The 16724-nt window shown below is 60.4% G+C and carries 11 protein-coding genes; 5 read left to right on the top strand and 6 right to left on the bottom strand.

Features of this window, described 5'->3' with window-relative positions:
• Positions 1 to 146 precede the first annotated feature (146 nt).
• Both rlmKL and H8F22_RS04585 read left to right on the top strand, forming a co-directional pair.
• Complete coding sequence (rlmKL, locus tag H8F22_RS04590) at positions 147 to 2417, top strand: bifunctional 23S rRNA (guanine(2069)-N(7))-methyltransferase RlmK/23S rRNA (guanine(2445)-N(2))-methyltransferase RlmL (RefSeq protein WP_027922568.1); 2271 nt, start codon at positions 147 to 149, stop codon at positions 2415 to 2417.
• Between the two features lie 142 nt (positions 2418 to 2559).
• Positions 2560 to 4959: a sensor domain-containing diguanylate cyclase gene (locus H8F22_RS04585; RefSeq protein ID WP_027922569.1), complete on the top strand. Its 2400-nt coding sequence runs from the start codon at positions 2560 to 2562 to the stop codon at positions 4957 to 4959.
• A 135-nt stretch (positions 4960 to 5094) separates the two neighbouring features.
• Here the strand turns inward: H8F22_RS04585 and dacB are convergent, their stop codons facing one another.
• Positions 5095 to 6555 carry a D-alanyl-D-alanine carboxypeptidase/D-alanyl-D-alanine endopeptidase gene (gene dacB, locus H8F22_RS04580; RefSeq protein WP_059181320.1) on the bottom strand — a complete coding sequence of 487 codons (1461 nt, stop codon included), beginning with the start codon at positions 6553 to 6555 and terminating at the stop codon, positions 5095 to 5097.
• Between the two features lie 234 nt (positions 6556 to 6789).
• On the opposite strand from dacB, the gene H8F22_RS04575 reads away from it, so the two are divergent.
• Entirely contained in the window at positions 6790 to 7134 is a 345-nt protein-coding gene (locus H8F22_RS04575; protein ID WP_007896965.1) for a YggL family protein, read from the top strand.
• Positions 7135 to 7241: 107 nt separating this feature from the next.
• Here the strand turns inward: H8F22_RS04575 and H8F22_RS04570 are convergent, their stop codons facing one another.
• Positions 7242 to 8432: a benzoate/H(+) symporter BenE family transporter gene (locus tag H8F22_RS04570; protein WP_027921749.1), complete on the bottom strand. Its 1191-nt coding sequence runs from the start codon at positions 8430 to 8432 to the stop codon at positions 7242 to 7244.
• Between the two features lie 354 nt (positions 8433 to 8786).
• Here H8F22_RS04570 and H8F22_RS04565 point away from each other — a divergent pair, with 354 nt between their 5' ends.
• The gene (locus H8F22_RS04565; RefSeq protein ID WP_010456474.1) at positions 8787 to 9551 is read left to right on the top strand and encodes a GntR family transcriptional regulator; all 765 of its coding nucleotides are present in this window, start codon (positions 8787 to 8789) and stop codon (positions 9549 to 9551) included.
• A gap of 107 nt (positions 9552 to 9658) precedes the next feature.
• Here the strand turns inward: H8F22_RS04565 and guaD are convergent, their stop codons facing one another.
• The 4 genes from guaD to xdhA all read right to left on the bottom strand — a co-directional run bounded on the left by guaD (position 9659) and on the right by xdhA (position 15796).
• Positions 9659 to 10963 carry a guanine deaminase gene (gene guaD, locus H8F22_RS04560; protein WP_194939794.1) on the bottom strand — a complete coding sequence of 435 codons (1305 nt, stop codon included), beginning with the start codon at positions 10961 to 10963 and terminating at the stop codon, positions 9659 to 9661.
• A gap of 25 nt (positions 10964 to 10988) precedes the next feature.
• Positions 10989 to 11834: a xanthine dehydrogenase accessory protein XdhC gene (gene xdhC, locus H8F22_RS04555; protein WP_194939793.1), complete on the bottom strand. Its 846-nt coding sequence runs from the start codon at positions 11832 to 11834 to the stop codon at positions 10989 to 10991.
• Between the two features lie 115 nt (positions 11835 to 11949).
• Positions 11950 to 14349 (bottom strand): xanthine dehydrogenase molybdopterin binding subunit, encoded by a 2400-nt coding sequence (gene xdhB, locus H8F22_RS04550; protein ID WP_027921746.1) that lies wholly within the window; start codon positions 14347 to 14349, stop codon positions 11950 to 11952.
• On the bottom strand, positions 14342 to 15796 hold the full coding sequence (gene xdhA / locus H8F22_RS04545) for a xanthine dehydrogenase small subunit (RefSeq protein ID WP_027921745.1): 1455 nt from the start codon (positions 15794 to 15796) through the stop codon (positions 14342 to 14344). Before xdhA ends, xdhB begins: the two co-directional genes overlap by 8 nt.
• Positions 15797 to 16062: 266 nt before the next feature.
• Here xdhA and H8F22_RS04540 point away from each other — a divergent pair, with 266 nt between their 5' ends.
• Positions 16063 to 16722 carry a GntR family transcriptional regulator gene (locus H8F22_RS04540; protein ID WP_027921744.1) on the top strand — a complete coding sequence of 220 codons (660 nt, stop codon included), beginning with the start codon at positions 16063 to 16065 and terminating at the stop codon, positions 16720 to 16722.
• Positions 16723 to 16724 lie beyond the last annotated feature (2 nt).

Below are 16724 nucleotides of genomic sequence, written 5' to 3'. Positions count from 1 at the left end.
GTGCATCTAAGCTCTTCTAACCTGAGCAGCACAGGTGGGACGGCACACCTTCGTGCCACGCGGGCGCTCTTTTAGAAAAGCGCCTGATTGAAAACCGGATCGGCAATGCGTTGTCGGTTCACTTAGCTAAAGGCTCTGAAATTCCAATGTCCGATCAATTCGAAATCTTCCTCACTTGCCCCAAAGGCCTTGAAGGCCTGCTGATCGAGGAAGCCGTCGGGCTTGGCCTTGAAGAAGCACGTGAGCACACCTCTGCCGTGCGCGGCATGGCGACCATGGAAACCGCTTATCGCCTGTGCCTGTGGTCACGTCTGGCGAACCGGGTGTTGCTGGTGCTCAAGCGTTTCCCGATGAAAGACGCTGAAGACCTGTACCACGGCGTGCTGGACATCGAGTGGCAAGACCACATGCTCAACGACGGCACCCTGGCCGTCGAGTTCAGCGGTCATGGCTCGGGCATCGACAACACTCACTTTGGTGCCCTGAAAGTCAAAGACGCCATCGTCGACAAACTACGCACCCCGCAAGGCGACCGTCCGTCGATCGACAAGCTCAACCCGGACCTGCGTATTCACCTACGCCTGGACCGTGGCGAAGCGATTCTGTCCCTCGACCTGTCCGGTCACAGCCTGCACCAGCGTGGTTATCGCTTGCAGCAAGGCGCGGCGCCGCTGAAGGAAAACCTCGCGGCCGCGATCCTGATCCGTTCCGGCTGGCCACGCATTGCGGCCGAAGGCGGCGCGCTGGCTGACCCGATGTGCGGTGTCGGTACGTTCCTCGTTGAAGCAGCGATGATCGCCGCCGACATGGCGCCGAACCTGCGTCGCGAGCAATGGGGCTTCACCGCCTGGCTCGGTCACGTCCCGGCGCTGTGGAAAAAACTTCACGAAGAAGCCACCGAGCGCTGTGCGGCCGGCCTGGCCAAGCCACCGCTGTGGATTCGCGGTTACGAAGCCGACCCGCGCCTGATTCAACCGGGCCGCAACAACGTCGAGCGTGCCGGCCTGAGCGAGTGGATCAAGATCTACCAGGGCGAAGTCGGTACGTTCGAGCCGCGTCCGGACCAGAACCAGAAAGGCCTGGTCATCTGCAACCCGCCGTACGGCGAGCGTCTGGGCGATGAGGCGAGCTTGCTCTACCTCTACCAGAACCTCGGCGAACGTCTGCGTCAGGCCTGCCTGAACTGGGAAGCCGCGGTGTTCACCGGCGCCCCGGACCTGGGCAAGCGCATGGGCATTCGCAGCCACAAACAGTATTCGTTCTGGAACGGCGCGTTGCCGTGCAAGCTGCTGCTGATCAAGGTCACGCCCGACCAGTTCGTCACCGGCGAACGTCGCACCCCGGAACAGCGTCAGGTCGAGCGCGAGCAGGCTGAAGTCGAAGTCGCCGACAACGACGTGGCACCGGGCAAGTACGAGAAGTACAACAAGAACGGCAATCCGATCAAACCGGCCCCGGTGGTGATCGAGCAACCGCGCTTGAGCGAGGGCGGGCAGATGTTTGCCAATCGCCTGCAGAAAAACCTCAAGGCGTTGGGCAAGTGGGTCAAGCGTGAAGGCATCGACTGCTATCGCGTGTATGACGCCGACATGCCGGAATACTCCATGGCCATCGACCTGTATCAGGATTGGGTCCACGTCCAGGAATACGCCGCGCCGAAATCCATCGATCCGGAAAAAGCCTCGGCCCGCATGTTCGATGCCCTGGCCGCGATTCCGCAGGCCTTGAACATCGACAAGAGCCGTGTGGTGGTCAAGCGTCGCGAACGCCAGAGCGGCACCAAGCAGTACGAGCGTCAGGCTGCGCAGGGCAAGTTCGTCGAAGTCAATGAAGGTGGCGTGAAGCTGCTGGTCAATCTCACCGACTACCTCGACACCGGGCTGTTTCTCGACCACCGCCCAATGCGCATGCGCATTCAGAAAGAGGCGGCCGGCAAGCGCTTCCTCAACCTGTACTGCTACACCGCAACGGCCAGTGTTCACGCGGCCAAGGGCGGCGCACGCACCACCACCAGCGTTGACCTGTCGAAAACCTACCTCGACTGGGCGCGTCGTAATCTGTCGCTGAACGGTTTCTCTGACAAAAACCGCCTGGAGCAGGGCGACGTGATGGCCTGGCTCGAGGCCTGCCGTGACGAGTACGACCTGATCTTCATCGATCCGCCGACGTTCTCCAACTCCAAACGCATGGAAGGGATCTTCGACGTGCAACGCGATCAGGTGCAGTTGATCGACCTGGCCATGGCGCGTCTGGCACCCGGTGGGGTGTTGTACTTCTCCAACAACTTCCGCAAGTTCACCCTTGAGGAAAACCTCGCCGAGCGTTACGCCGTTGAAGAAATCACCGCCCAGACCATCGATCCGGATTTCGCCCGTAACGGTAAGATCCACCGCGCCTGGAAAATCACTGCGCGTTGACACTTGAGCTGATTGGATCCACAGAGCCTTGATTTTTAAAGGCTCTTGGGTCATTTCAGTGCTGGCCAAATTAGTGGCTAATGGCTATAACTCACTCATGGCCAATGGGCTTTTCCGGCACCTGGCATTGTGAGTTGCCTTTATGTCGTTTCAGGCCGTACGCCCCAAGATCCTGGGTTTTATCAGCGAAGATGTGTCGGCCTGGCTGGTCGCGTTGCTGGTATTGCTCATGGGCGGCGTGCTCACCGGGTTACTGGCCTGGTCGACGGTCAATGTGTTTCACCATCAACTCAAACAACGCTTTCAACTGCTGGCCAGTGAGCGTTACAGCCGCATTGAAGAACGTTTCGAAGACCAGGAGCAGCGCCTCGACGGTCTGCGCCGGTTCTTCGTCAATTCCGACTCGGTCTCCCGCGAGGAGTTCGACGGTTACACCCAACCCCTGTTGCACCGAACCCAGGCCTATTCCTTCGCGGCCCGAGTGACTCGTGCCGAGCGCGCGGCATTCGAACAAAAGGTACGGGACGAGGGCTTCAGCAATTTCACCCTTCGTGAGCTCGACGGCAACGGTCAACTGCAATTGGCCGCCGAGCGCGATGAATACGTGGCGGTGCTGTACAGCCAGACGCAAAGTCGACTGGGCTCGCCGCTGGGGTACGACTTGCTGGCCCAGCCGATGCGCCGCGCCACCCTTGAGCGGGCGGACAAACTGGGCACCATGGCGGTGTCGCAGCCCATGCATCTGGTCAGCATCGAGCCGGCCTATGCGCGCGGCGTGCTGTTGGTGGCCCCGGTGATGCCGCGTAACTCATCCAGCGCAGCGGGGGTAAAACCCTCCGGTTATGTGATGGCGGTGATCAGCATGCGCCAGCTGTTGGCCGATGGATTGCCGGACGCCAACTACGACTATCTTTCGGTGCGCATTCTCGATTTGTCGATCGACGAGCAGCACGAAGTGCTCTACGAGTCTTTCAACTCACCGGCGGCCAGTGATTTGTCCGCGAGCCGGCTGTTGCGATTGGCCGATCACGATTATCAGGTTGACATCACGCCGAGCGAAGCCTTTACAAAAGCCAATCATTCCTCGGTGATGCCCCTGATGGTGCTGGGCGGTTTGCTCAGTCTGCTGCTCAGTGCGTTGCTGTATGTGCTGGTCAGTCAGCGTCAGCGCGCACTGAAAATGGTGGAGCAACGCACCCAGGAACTGCGGGCCCGTGAGCAAGAGTTGCGTGGCACCCACGGCCAGTTGCGCGGCGTGCTGAATGCGGCGACTCAGGTGGCGATCATCGCCACCGACCTGCGCGGGGTCATCAGCACGTTCAACGCCGGCGCCGAGCAGATGCTGGGTTACGCCAGCGTGGACGTCGTGGGGCATATGACCCTGGAAAACCTGCACTTCCCCCGGGAACTGGTAGCGCGGGCCGCGGAGTTGAGTGCGCGGTATGGCAAACCGATTCCGACCTGTCAGGCGATGTTGGTCGAAGGGGACGAAGAGGGCGGTAGCGAGGCGCGGGAGTGGACGCTGGTACGCAGCGACGGCAGCCATTTGGCGGTGAACATGCTCGCCACCCCGGTGCTCGACGAGCAGGGGTTGTGGGTCGGTCACCTGGCGATCTGCATCGACATTACCGAGCGCAAGCGTGTGCATGAGGCGCTCGCGGCACGGGACCTGTTGTTGAAGAAACTCAGCGCCCATGTGCCTGGTGGCATCTACCAATTCAAGATGGAATTCGACGGCCGCTTCAGTGTGATCTATGCCAGCGACGGTATTCGCGAGATCTACGAGCTGGAACCGGACGTGCTGCTGCTCAATGCCGAAGCGATCTTCACGCGCATTCACCCACAGGACACGACCCGGGTCCGTGCCTCGATCCGCGCCTCGGCGGACACCCTCAGTCCGTGGCGCGAGGAATACCGCGTGCAACTGCCCATGCGCGGCCTGCGTTGGGTTCGCGGTGAGGCAACGCCCGAAGAGCTGCCCGGTGGCGGGGTGCTCTGGCATGGCTACATTTCCGACATCTCTGACCTGAAACGAGTGGAAGAGGAGCTGCGGGCGCTGTCGATTACCGATTCGCTGACCGGGATTCACAACCGCCGTTATTTCCAGGAGCGCCTGACCACCGAAATGGCGAGGGTCCAGCGTGGCGTGGGCGAGTTGTCGGTGATCATGCTCGACATCGACCACTTCAAACGCATCAATGACCAGCATGGCCACGCCGTGGGGGATCGGGTGTTGCAAGCCGTGTGTGAGCGCATTGGTCATCGGCTGCGGCGCACGGACGTGTTCTGTCGCCTTGGGGGAGAAGAATTCATGGTGCTCTGCCCGGACACCGACCGCGAGCAGGCGCACGTGCTGGCCATGCAGTTGTGGCAAGGGCTGCGCAGTTCACCGATTGACTGCGTGGGGTTCGTTACCGCGAGTTTCGGGATCGCCAGTTGGCGCGTCGGGGAGGGCGCGGATGCGCTGTTGCTGCGAGCGGATTCGGGGGTGTATGCGGCGAAGCAGGCGGGACGTGATCGGGTCGAGGCCCAGAAAACCTAAGGCCTGACACACAACCCTTGTAGGAGTGAGCCTGCTCGCGATAGCGGTTTATCAGTCAACATCTGAGTTGAATGTTAGACCGCTGTCGCGAGCAGGCTCGCTCCACAGGTGATCTCCAGTGTCTGGAGGATCGGGTTAGAGCACCGACGCCGTGTCTGGCAGTTTCGGCTGGCGATAGAGGTCCAGCAGCACTTGATCCAGTACCGACGACGCGCCAAACGGTGCCTTGTCATTGAGGATCGCCACGACTGCCCACGTGTTGCCATTGACGTCGCGGCTGAAGCCGGAGATGGCGCGTACGGTGTTCAGAGTGCCGGTCTTGACGTGGGCTTCGCCGCGCATCGCGGTGGTCTTCAGGCGTTTGCGCATGGTGCCGTCGGTGCCGGCAATCGGCATCGAACTGATGAACTCGGCAGCATACGGGCTATGCCACGCGGCTTGCAGCATCGCTCCCATTTCACGGGCGCTGACGCGTTCTGCGCGGGACAAGCCGGAACCGTTCTCCATCACCAGGTGCGGCGCGGTAATGCCTTTCTTCGCCAGCCACTGACGTACTACGCGCTGGGCAGCCTTGGCATCGTCACCATCGGCATCGGTACGGAATTTCTGGCCCAGGCTCAGAAACAGCTGCTGCGCCATGGTGTTGTTACTGTATTTGTTGATGTCGCGGATGATTTCCGCCAGATCCGGCGAGTAAGCCCGGGCCAGAAGTTTTGCATTGCCCGGAGTGGCCGCCAGCACGTCCTTGCCCTGAATGCTGCCACCGAGCTCCTTCCAGATGGCGCGCACGGCGCCGGCGGTGTAGGTCGCGTGGTCAAGCAGCGACAGATAGGTCTGCGAGCTGCAGCCATCGCCCAACTGGCCGCCGACCGTTACGGTCATGCTGCCATCCGGCTGGGTCACCGGGTTGTAGCGCACACCGCCAGTGCACTGCTTGGAATTGACGGCCTTGACCTGGTTTTCGATGCGAATGCTGGCAATCGGCGGTTCCACCGACACCAATACCCGACCGCCGTCGTTACGCGCGACAAAACGCAGGGCCTTGAGGTTGACCATCAGCGAGTCGGGTTTGACCAGGAACGGCTTGTTCTCGTCATTGCCGTCGTCATTGAATTCGGGCAACTGCGGTTGTACGAAGAAACCGCGGTCCAGCACCAGGTCGCCGGTGATTTGCGTCACGCCGTTGGCGCGCAGGTCACGCATCAGCAGCCAGAGCTTCTCCATGTTCAGCTTCGGATCGCCGCCACCCTTGAGGTAGAGGTTGCCATTGAGAATGCCGCCGCTGAGGGTGCCGTCGGTGTAGAACTCGGTTTTCCACTGGTGGTTCGGGCCGAGCATTTCCAGCGCGGCATAGGTGGTGACCAACTTCATGGTCGAGGCCGGGTTGACCGAAACGTCCGCGTTGTAAACGGTCGGCGTGCCCGGCCCGGTGAGCGGGATCATCACCAGTGACAGGGCGTTGTCCTGCAACTTGCTGGCCTTGAGGGCTTTTTCGACGTTAGGCGTGAGCGCAGTGTTGATCGGGGCGGCGGAGACGGAGAGGGCCAGCGGAAGAATGAAACTGGCCAGCAACAATGGACGCAAAGACTTGATCATGTGTAATAAAACCCTACAGCCGAGGGGGAAAAAGACGAGGGCATGGCGATAAAATCCCTCAGTGGTCATGAAAGTGTCGGCATTATGCCCCAAGGCTTGAAAGTGTGTGCCGTGCCATGGCCTTCTAATCTGCTATTTTTTTACCGGCGGTCAGCGATGCCCCCCAGAGAGTCGGGCAATTAGCGGCTTAAACTGCTAAAGTGCCGCCCGTTATTACTTATGAGGATTGTTCCAATGGCGACTAACCGTTCCCAGCGTCTGCGCAAAAAACTGTGCGTCGATGAATTTCAAGAGCTGGGTTTCGAACTGAACCTGGATTTCAAAGAAGATTTGGCTGATGAAGCCATTGATGCTTTCCTCGACGCGTTCCTGAAAGAAGCCATGGAAGCCAACGGTCTGGGTTATGTTGGCGGCGACGACTTCGGTCTGGTTTGCCTGCAGAAGCGTGGCTCGGTGTCCGAAGAGCAGCGCGCAGCTGTTGAAGCCTGGCTCAAAGGCCGCAGCGAACTGACCGAAGCAACCGTCAGCCCGCTGATCGACGTCTGGTACCCGGAAAAGCCGATCAATCCGGTAGCTTGATGTCATAGCTTTTTGTCTAAAAAAAGCGGCGACCCAAGGGTCGCCGTTTTTTTATGCCTGCTTTTTGCAGGTGCATGGCTTGGCCTGCGAAGTCGATGTCGGGTCCCTCAGCCCTTGCGCCAATTCAAAATCACCAGCGTCAACACACCCGCCACAATCCCCCAGAACGCCGACCCAATGGAAAACAACGTCAGCCCCGACGCCGTGACCATAAAGGTGATCAGCGCCGCCTCCCGTTCCTTCACCTCGGTCATGGCAATGCTCAAGCCATTGATGATCGAGCCAAACAGCGCCAGCGCCGCAATCGACAGCACCAGTTCTTTCGGCAGCGCGGCAAACAACGCTGCCAATGTCGCGCCGAACACCCCGGCAATCCCGTAGAAAATCCCGCACCAGACCGCCGCCGTGTAGCGCTTGTTGCGGTCTTCATGGGCATGCGGCCCGGTGCAGATGGCTGCGCTGATGGCCGCCAGGTTGATGCCGTGGGAGCCGAACGGTGCGAGCAGCAATGAGGCGATACCGGTGGTGGTGATCAATGGCGAGGCCGGCACGGTGTAACCGTCGGCGCGCAGGACGGCAATGCCCGGCATGTTCTGCGAGGTCATGGCCACCACGAACAGCGGAATGCCGATGCTGATGGTCGCAGCCAGCGAGAAGTGCGGCGTGGTCCAGACCGGCGTCGCCACTTCCAGGTGGAAACCACTGAAATCCAGCAACCCCATGAACCCGGACAATGCAGTGCCGATCAACAACGCGGCCAGCACGGCGTAACGCGGCGACAGGCGCTTGATCACCAGATAGGTGAAGAACATGCCCAGCACCAGCCCGGTGCGATGCTGGGCGGCGACGAAAATTTCGCTGCCGATCTTGAACAGAATCCCTGCCAGCAACGCAGCGGCCAGGGAGGCTGGAATCTTCTTCACCAGCCGTTCGAAGCTGCCGGTCAGGCCGCAGATCGTCACCAGCACTGCGCAGGTGATATAGGCGCCGATGGCTTCGCCATAACTGACACCGCCGAGGCTGGTGATCAGCAAGGCCGCACCGGGGGTCGACCAGGCAATGGTGATGGGCGTGCGATAACGCAACGACAGGCCGATCGAACATACCGCCATGCCAATCGAGATCGCCCAGATCCACGAGGAGATCTGCCCACTGGTCAGGCCCGCCGCTTGGCCGGCCTGGAACATCAGCACCAGGGAGCTGGTGTAACCGGTCATCATCGCGATGAAGCCGGCGACGATGGCCGACGGCGAGGTGTCGGCCAGTGGTCGGAGCTGCGTATGCGTGGCGTCGTTCATGACAGCGCTGTTCCTTTTATAAAGATGTCCGAAACGCCGGTGAACCCTGTGGGAGCCGAGCTTACTCGCGATGGCGGTGGATCAATCGACACGTGTGTTGACTGCCCGGACGCCATTGCGAGCAAGCTCGGCTCCCACAGGGATTGTGTTCGAGCGGCAGATTTCAGGTTCAAGCCTAAACTCAAACGTAAGGGATCGTTGCAATACAGCGGAAGCGACAAACAGCCGTACAGTCGTGTTGCCACCCTCCATTGTGTACAATCGCGGTGTTTTTTACGCGATACTTGCCAGCGACCCACTGTGCCGTATTACAGTCACCGTCAATTCGCCGCAGTTCTCCCGACTCGAGTGCCCATGAACGAACAGTTGCAGCCCCTCAAAAAACAACCGCGAGCAGGTAAAGCCGGCCGCAGCGGGACCCAGGACGATATTGTCTACGCGCATATCTTCGAGGCCATCCTCGAACAGCGTCTGGCGCCCGGCACCAAGTTGAGCGAAGAAGCGCTGGGGGAAATTTTCGGGGTCAGTCGCACCATCATCCGCCGTGCGCTCTCGCGCCTGGCCCATGAAGGCGTCGTGCTGCTGCGTCCGAACCGTGGCGCGGTCGTCGCCAGCCCAAGCGTCGAAGAGGCCCGTCAGGTGTTCCTCGCGCGCCGTCTGGTGGAACGAGCGATCACTGAACTGGCTGTCCAACACGCGACCGCCGAGCAGATCGCCGAATTGCGCCAGATGGTCAACGACGAGCGCGACAGCTTCTCCCGCGGTGATCGCGGTGCCGGCATCCGTCTGTCGGGCGAATTTCACCTGAAACTTGCCGAAGCGGCGAAGAATGCGCCGCTGATCAGCTTCCAGCGCAGCCTGGTGTCGCAGACGTCGTTGATTATTGCCCAGTATGAAAGTGGCAACCGTTCGCACTGTTCCTACGACGAACACACCCAGCTGATCGACGCCATCGAAGCGCGCAACGGTGAGCTGGCGGTGAATTTGATGATGCATCACATGGATCACATCGACAGCAAACTCAACCTCGACGAAGAAAGTGCGTCGGATGATTTGCATGCGGTGTTCTCGCATTTGTTGCAGACCAAGAAGCCTGGGCGGCCAGCGGTCAAACTCTAAGGTAGACCGAGTCGAACCATCGCGGGCAAGCCCGCGATGACGGTCTCAAGAGCAATAAAAATCCCCCGCAACCATCGATTGCGGGGGATTTTTTATGCCCGGAAGATTTAGCGCTGATGCACCTGATTCCCCGCCGCATACGTCTGCAGAACAGCCCGGTCATCCCCCAGCGTCATCAACACAAACAACGTCTCGGCAATGTTGTTCGCCTGCTTCAAGCGATAGCTCAGCAACGGCGTGGCGTTGTAATCCAGCACGAGGAAGTCGGCATCGGTGCCCGGTTTCAAGGTGCCGATCTTGTCTTCCAGACGCAACGCGCGAGCACCGCCGAGTGTCGCCAGGTACAGCGATTTGAATGGGCTCAGACGCGCACCTTGCAGCTGCATGACTTTGTACGCTTCGTTCAAGGTTTGCAGGATCGAGAAGCTGGTGCCACCGCCAACGTCCGTGCCCACACCGACATTCAGTTTGTGCTTCTCGGCCATCGGCAGGTTGAACAGGCCGCTGCCGAGGAAGAAGTTCGACGTCGGGCAGAACGCGATGGCCGAACCGGTTTCCGCCAGTCGCGCGCACTCGTCGTCGCACAGGTGCACGCCGTGGGCAAACACCGAACGCTCGCCGAGCAATTGATAGTGATCGTAGACGTCCAGGTAGCCTTTACGCTCCGGGAACAGCTCTTTGACCCATTCGACTTCCTTCAGGTTTTCGCTGATGTGCGTCTGCATGTACAGGTCAGGGAATTGGCTGAGCAACTGGCCGGCGAGGGTCAGTTGTTCCGGGGTGCTGGTCGGGGCGAAACGCGGGGTGACTGCGTAGTGCAAGCGACCCTTGCCGTGCCAGCGCTCGATCAGCGCCTTGCTTTCGACGTAGCTGGATTCGGCGGTGTCGGTCAGGTAGTCCGGCGCGTTGCGGTCCATCATCACCTTGCCGGCGATCATCCGCAGGTCGAGCTGTTCGGCAGCCTCGAAGAACGAGTTCACCGATTGCGGATGCACGCTGCCGAACACCAGCGCAGTGGTGGTGCCGTTGCGCAGCAGTTCCTTGATGAAAATATCGGCGACTTCGTCGGCGTGTTTCTTGTCGGCGAACTGGCTTTCACACGGGAAGGTATAGGTGTTCAGCCAATCGAGCAGTTGCTCGCCGTAGGCGCCGACCATGCCGGTTTGCGGCAAGTGAATGTGGGTGTCGATGAAGCCGGGGGTAATCAGCGCGTCCTGATAATGAGTGATTTCGATGTCGGCCGGCAGGGTCGGCAGCAAGTCGCTGGCGTGACCGAGCGCGCTGATCTGGCCGTTGTCGACCACCAGCAAGCCGTCTTCGAAATACTCGTACGAGGCTTCAATACCGACTTCGGCGGGGTCGGCAAGGCTGTGCAGGATGGCGGCGCGGTAAGCTTTGCGAGTCAAAGGCATGAGGGTTCTCGGTTTCTAAGGCTTATCAATGAGAGGCTTGGCTGCGGCGTGAAGCGGGCAGCAGTTTGGCAATCGATGATCCGGCGCTGGCGGTCTGCTGGCCGAAATTCGCGTTATAGGTGGCGATGATTTCGCCGGCGATGGAGATGGCGATTTCCACAGGCAACTTGCCTTTGACTTCGCCGATGCCCATCGGGCAGCGCATGCGTTGCACGACGCTGTTGTCGAATCCGCGGTCGCGCAGGCGGTGTTCGAACTTCACCCGTTTGGTCTTCGAGCCGATCAGGCCGAAGTAGGCGAAGTCGTTGCGCTTGAGGATCGCGGCGGTGAGTTCGAGGTCGAGCTGGTGATTGTGGGTCATGACGATGCAGTAACTGCCGGCGGGCAGGTCGTCGATTTCGTCCACCGGTTCTTCGCTGACAATCTTGCGCACGCCGTGAGGGATCTGTTCAGGGAATTCGTCGTCCCGCGAATCGATCCAGCGTACCCGGCAGGGCAGGCTGGCGAGCAGCGGCACCAAGGCGCGGCCGACATGACCGGCACCAAACACGGCGATCTGCGCCTGGACCTGGCCCATCGGTTCGAACAGCAACACGGTCGCGCCTCCGCAGCACTGGCCGAGGCTGGCGCCGAGGTTGAAGCGCTCCAGGTGGGTGTCCTGTTTGCCGCTGGCAAGCAGGTCGCGGGCGATCTGCATGGCCTTGTATTCCAGATGCCCGCCACCGATGGTGTCGAAGGCCTGGGTGGCGCTGATGACCATCTTCGAACCGGCATTGCGCGGCGTCGAGCCAAGCTCTTCGATGATGGTCACCAATACGCAGGGCTCACCCCGGGATTGCAGGTCGGCGAGGGCGTCGATCCAGTTGTACATAGTCACCTCGACATCGTTGTTGTTTGTACCGGCCTCTTCGCGGGCAAGCCCGCTCCCACAAGGATTGCATCGTACCTGTGGGAGCTGGTTTGCCTGCGATGGCCGCGACGCGGTCTTAGAGCGAAGCCAGTTCGGTTTCAGCTTCCACGGCTTTCACCGCCTTCAACTGCCGCATCTGCTCACACCCCCACAACACACGCTCCGGGGTCGCCGGCGCATCGATTTTCGGTTGATGCTTGTAGTCGCCAAGGCTCGCCACGGCGTCCTTGATCGCACACCACGAGGCGATGCCGAGCATGAACGGCGGCTCACCCACGGCCTTGGAATGGAACACCGTGTCTTCCGGGTTCTTGCGGTTTTCCACCAGCTTCACCCGCAGGTCCAGCGGCATGTCCGCCACGGCCGGAATCTTGTAGCTGGCCGGGCCGTTGGTCATCAGCTTGCCCTTGTTGTTCCACACCAGTTCTTCCATGGTCAGCCACCCCATGCCCTGGATGAAACCACCCTCGACCTGGCCGATGTCGATGGCCGGGTTCAACGAGGCGCCGACGTCGTGGAGGATGTCGGTGCGCAGCATCTTGTACTCGCCGGTCAGGGTGTCGACGATCACCTCGCAGCACGCTGCGCCAAACGCGTAGTAGTAGAACGGACGGCCACGCGCCTGACTGCGGTCGTAGTAGATTTTCGGGGTCTTGTAGAATCCGGTGCTCGACAGCGACACCTGAGCGAAATACGCCTGCTGGATCAGTGCTTCAAAGGTCAGGATGTGATCGCGAACCCGCACGTGACCGTTGTGGAATTCCACGTCTTCTTCGCTGACCTTGTAGTGCCGCGCGGCGAATTCGACCAGACGCTGCTTGATGATTTCCGCTGCGTTCTGCGCCGCTTTACCGTTGAGGTCGGCACCGCTGGACGCGGCGGTCGGCGAGGTGTTTGGCACCTTGTCGGTGTTGGTTGCGGTGATCTGTACACGGTCCATTTCCACCTGGAACACTTGCGCCACGACCTGCGCGACTTTGGTGTTCAAGCCCTGGCCCATTTCGGTGCCGCCATGGTTCAAGTGGATGCTGCCGTCGGTGTAGACGTGAATCAGCGCACCGGCCTGGTTGAGGAAGCTCGCGGTAAACGAAATACCGAATTTCACCGGGGTCAGCGCCAGGCCTTTTTTCAGGATCGGACTGTTGGCGTTGTAGCGACGAATTGCTTCACGACGCTCGGCGTACTGGCTGCTTTCTTCCAGCTCGGCGGTCATTTCTTCGAGCATGTTGTGCTCGACGGTCTGGTAATAATGCGTGATGTTGCGCTCGGTCTTGCCGTAGTAGTTGGCCTTGCGCACCGCCAATGGATCGAGGGCCAGATGACGGGCAATCGCGTCCATCACTTCTTCGATGGCGACCATGCCTTGCGGGCCGCCGAAGCCACGATACGCGGTGTTCGACGCGGTGTTGGTTTTGCAGCGGTGACCGTTGATGGTCGCGTCGCCCAGATAGTATGAGTTGTCGGCGTGAAACATCGCACGGTCGACAATCGACGCCGACAAGTCCGGCGAGCAACCGCAGTTGCCGGCCAATTCCAGGGCGATGCCGTGCAGGCGGCCGGTGCTGTCGAAGCCGACGTCGTACTCGACGTAGAACGGGTGACGCTTGCCGGTCATCAACATGTCTTCGACACGCGGCAGGCGCATTTTGGTCGGCTGGCCGGTGAGGTGCGCGATCACGGCGCACAAACAGGCCGGGCTGGCGGCTTGCGTTTCCTTGCCACCAAAACCTCCGCCCATGCGGCGCATGTCGACCACGATTTTGTTCATCGACACATCAAGCACTTCGGCGACAAGCTTCTGCACTTCCGTCGGGTTCTGCGTCGAGCAGTAGACGATCATGCCGCCGTCTTCCGTCGGCATCACCGAAGAGATCTGGGTTTCGAGGTAGAAATGTTCCTGGCCGCCGATGTGCAGCGTGCCCTGGATGCGGTGCTCGGCAGTCGCCAAGGCACCCGCAGAGTCGCCGCGCTGATGGGTGTGGCTGTCGAGCACGAAGTGGCGTTTGCGCAGGGCTTCGACCACGTCCAGCACCGGCTCGAGATCTTCGTATTCGATGATCGCGGCCATCGCGGCCTTGCGTGCGGTTTCGAGGTCTTTCGCCGCCACGGCGAGCACCGGCTGACCGACGAATTGCACGTCATCAATCGCCAGCAGCGGGTCGCCCGGCAACAGCGGCCCGATGTCCTTCAGGCCCGGCACATCTTCATGGGTGATCGCGATGCGCACGCCTTCGAAGGCGTAGCAGGGCTTGGTGTCAATGCTGATGATTTTCGCGTGGGCGCGGTCCGACAGGCGTGCATAAACGTGCAGCTGGTTCGGAAACTCCAGGCGGTCGTCGATGTACTGCGCCTCACCGGATACGTGCTTGGCGGCGCTGTCGTGCTTGACGCTGCGGCCGACACCGGTGGTCAGGTCCTTGGCGAACAGTTCAGCCAGTTCGGCTTGGGTCTTCTCTACAGCGTGATGATTAGACATAAGCGGTCACCCGAGTCTCGATGTGCGGTGTTTGCAGTTCGATGAAGTATTTACGCAGCAGGTTTTGCGCGCTGAGCAGGCGGTACTCTTTGCTGGCGCGGAAGTCCGACAGCGGGGTGAAATCTTCGGCCAGTGCGGCGCAGGCGCGTTCGACGGTGGCGTTGTTGAACGGCGCACCGAGCAATGTTTTTTCGCAGGCACTGGCGCGTTTCGGGATGGCCGCCATGCCACCGAAGGCGACGCGGGCATCGGCGATCACACCGTTTTCCAGACGGATCTGGAACGCGGCGCACACAGCGGAGATGTCATCGTCCAGACGCTTGGACACCTTGTAGGCGCGGAACAGTTGTTCGGCGCGGGCCCGTGGCACGATGATCTTCTCGATGAACTCGCTTTCCTGACGCGCGGTGACCCGGTAATCGATGAAGTAATCTTCCAGGGCCAGGGTGCGCCGGGTTTCGCCTTTGCACAGGACGATTTGCGCGCCCAGGGCGATCAGCAGGGGCGGCGAGTCTCCGATGGGCGAGGCGTTGCCGATGTTGCCGCCGAGGGTGCCCTGGTTGCGGATCTGCAGCGAGGCAAAACGTTGCAGCAACTCACCGAAATCCGGGTACTCGGCCTTTAATGCTTCGTAGCAGTCGGAGAGGGCGGTGGCGGCGCCGATTTCCAGGCGATCATCGAAACGCTCGATGCGCTTCATCTCGGCGACGTTGCCGACGTAAATCATCACCGGCAAGGTGCGGTGGAATTGTGTGACTTCAAGGGCCAGGTCTGTACCACCGGCCAGCAGGCGCGCCTGTGGATAAGCGTCATAGAGGTCGGCCAGATCGGCGACGGTCAGCGGCACCAGGCAGCGCTTGTCGCCACTGTTGAGCTCGCCGATGGACGTTGGGGCAATCGCTTTCAAGCGCGCGATGGTGTCGGCTTCACGCGCATCGAACTGGTCCGGTTGCTTGCCGCAGCAAGACTGTTCGGCGGCTTGCAGGATCGGCCGATAACCGGTGCAACGGCACAGATTGCCGGCCAGCGCTTCGTGCGCCTTGTGAGAATCGGGTGCATCGCTGTTCTTTTGCAGGGCGAACAGCGACATGACGAAGCCCGGGGTGCAGAAGCCGCATTGCGAACCGTGGCACTCGACCATGGCTTTCTGCACGCTGTGCAGTTCGCCCTGATGCTTGAGGTCTTCGACGCTGATCAATTGTTTACCGTGCAACGACGACACGAACGTCAGGCACGAGTTGAGGCTGCGATAGCGAATGTGTTCGCGGCCGTCGTCATCCGTTTGTAGCTCGCCGACCACCACTGTGCAGGCGCCGCAGTCACCGCTGGCGCAGCCTTCTTTGGTGCCGGGTTTGCCCACATGGTCGCGCAGATAATTGAGCACGGTCAGGTTTGGGTCCAGGGCGTGCTCGCTACGGAGTTCCTGGTTAAGTAAAAACTGGATCACGGAAGGCCTCGCAGACTCATTATTGTTGTTAACCGACTTGAACCGAATTTAGCAGGTCTGACTTTTCGGTCAATGATTTTCTGACTTAAAGGTCAGGAAATAGCATTTTGTCGACAAACACCTCATTTCTTCAGTATTGACCCTCACGCACACACCTGCTTTTTTGCTTGAATCGTGCCAAAACCGCCGAGTGGGCACTCCGCCATGAGCTATCAAGTGGGTTACACTGCGCCGCTTGTGCAGATCGAAGAGTTTGAAGGACAACCATGACGTTCAAGGCGCCGGACAGCCTCGCCGAGCAAATCGCTCACCACCTCGCCGAACGCATCATTCGCGGCGAAATGAAGCCCGGGGAGCGCATTCAGGAACAGAAGGTCACGCTGGCGCTCAATGTCAGCCGCGGCTCGGTCCGTGAAGCCTTGCTGATCCTCGAGCGTCGCCACCTGATCGCGATCCTGCCGCGACGGGGCGCCCATGTCACCGAACTCACGGCGCACAAGGTCCAGAGCCTGTGCACGCTGATGAGCGAGCTGTACATCCTGCTCGGTAACGCCGTGGCCAGTGGCTGGAAAGTCCAGGCCGACATGGCGCCGTTCGTGCAGATCCAGCAACGTCTGGCCGCCAGCTACGAGCGTCAGGACATCCGCACCTTCGTCGACGACAGCTTCAATGTGATGCGCGCCGCGTACCCGTTCGCCAACAACCCGTACTTGCAGGAAACCGTCGAGAATCTGCAGCCGGCCATGAGCCGCGCGTATTTCCTCGCCCTGGACCAGCGCAAGGCGTCGATGAGCGAATTCCTCGAACTGTTCGAGCGCCTGCTCGCTGCCGTGCTGGCCCGTGACTTTCCGCAGATCCGCGAAGTGCTGACGGCGTATGCCCAGCGCAGCTGCGATCTGGTGGTTTCTGCCCTGACGGACGCTTAAGC

This window comes from Pseudomonas mucoides, assembly GCF_015461845.1.
Lineage (GTDB): Bacteria > Pseudomonadota > Gammaproteobacteria > Pseudomonadales > Pseudomonadaceae > Aquipseudomonas > Aquipseudomonas mucoides.
Note: the sequence above shows the minus strand (reverse complement) of the source record. Positions and strands in the feature narration are given on the sequence as shown.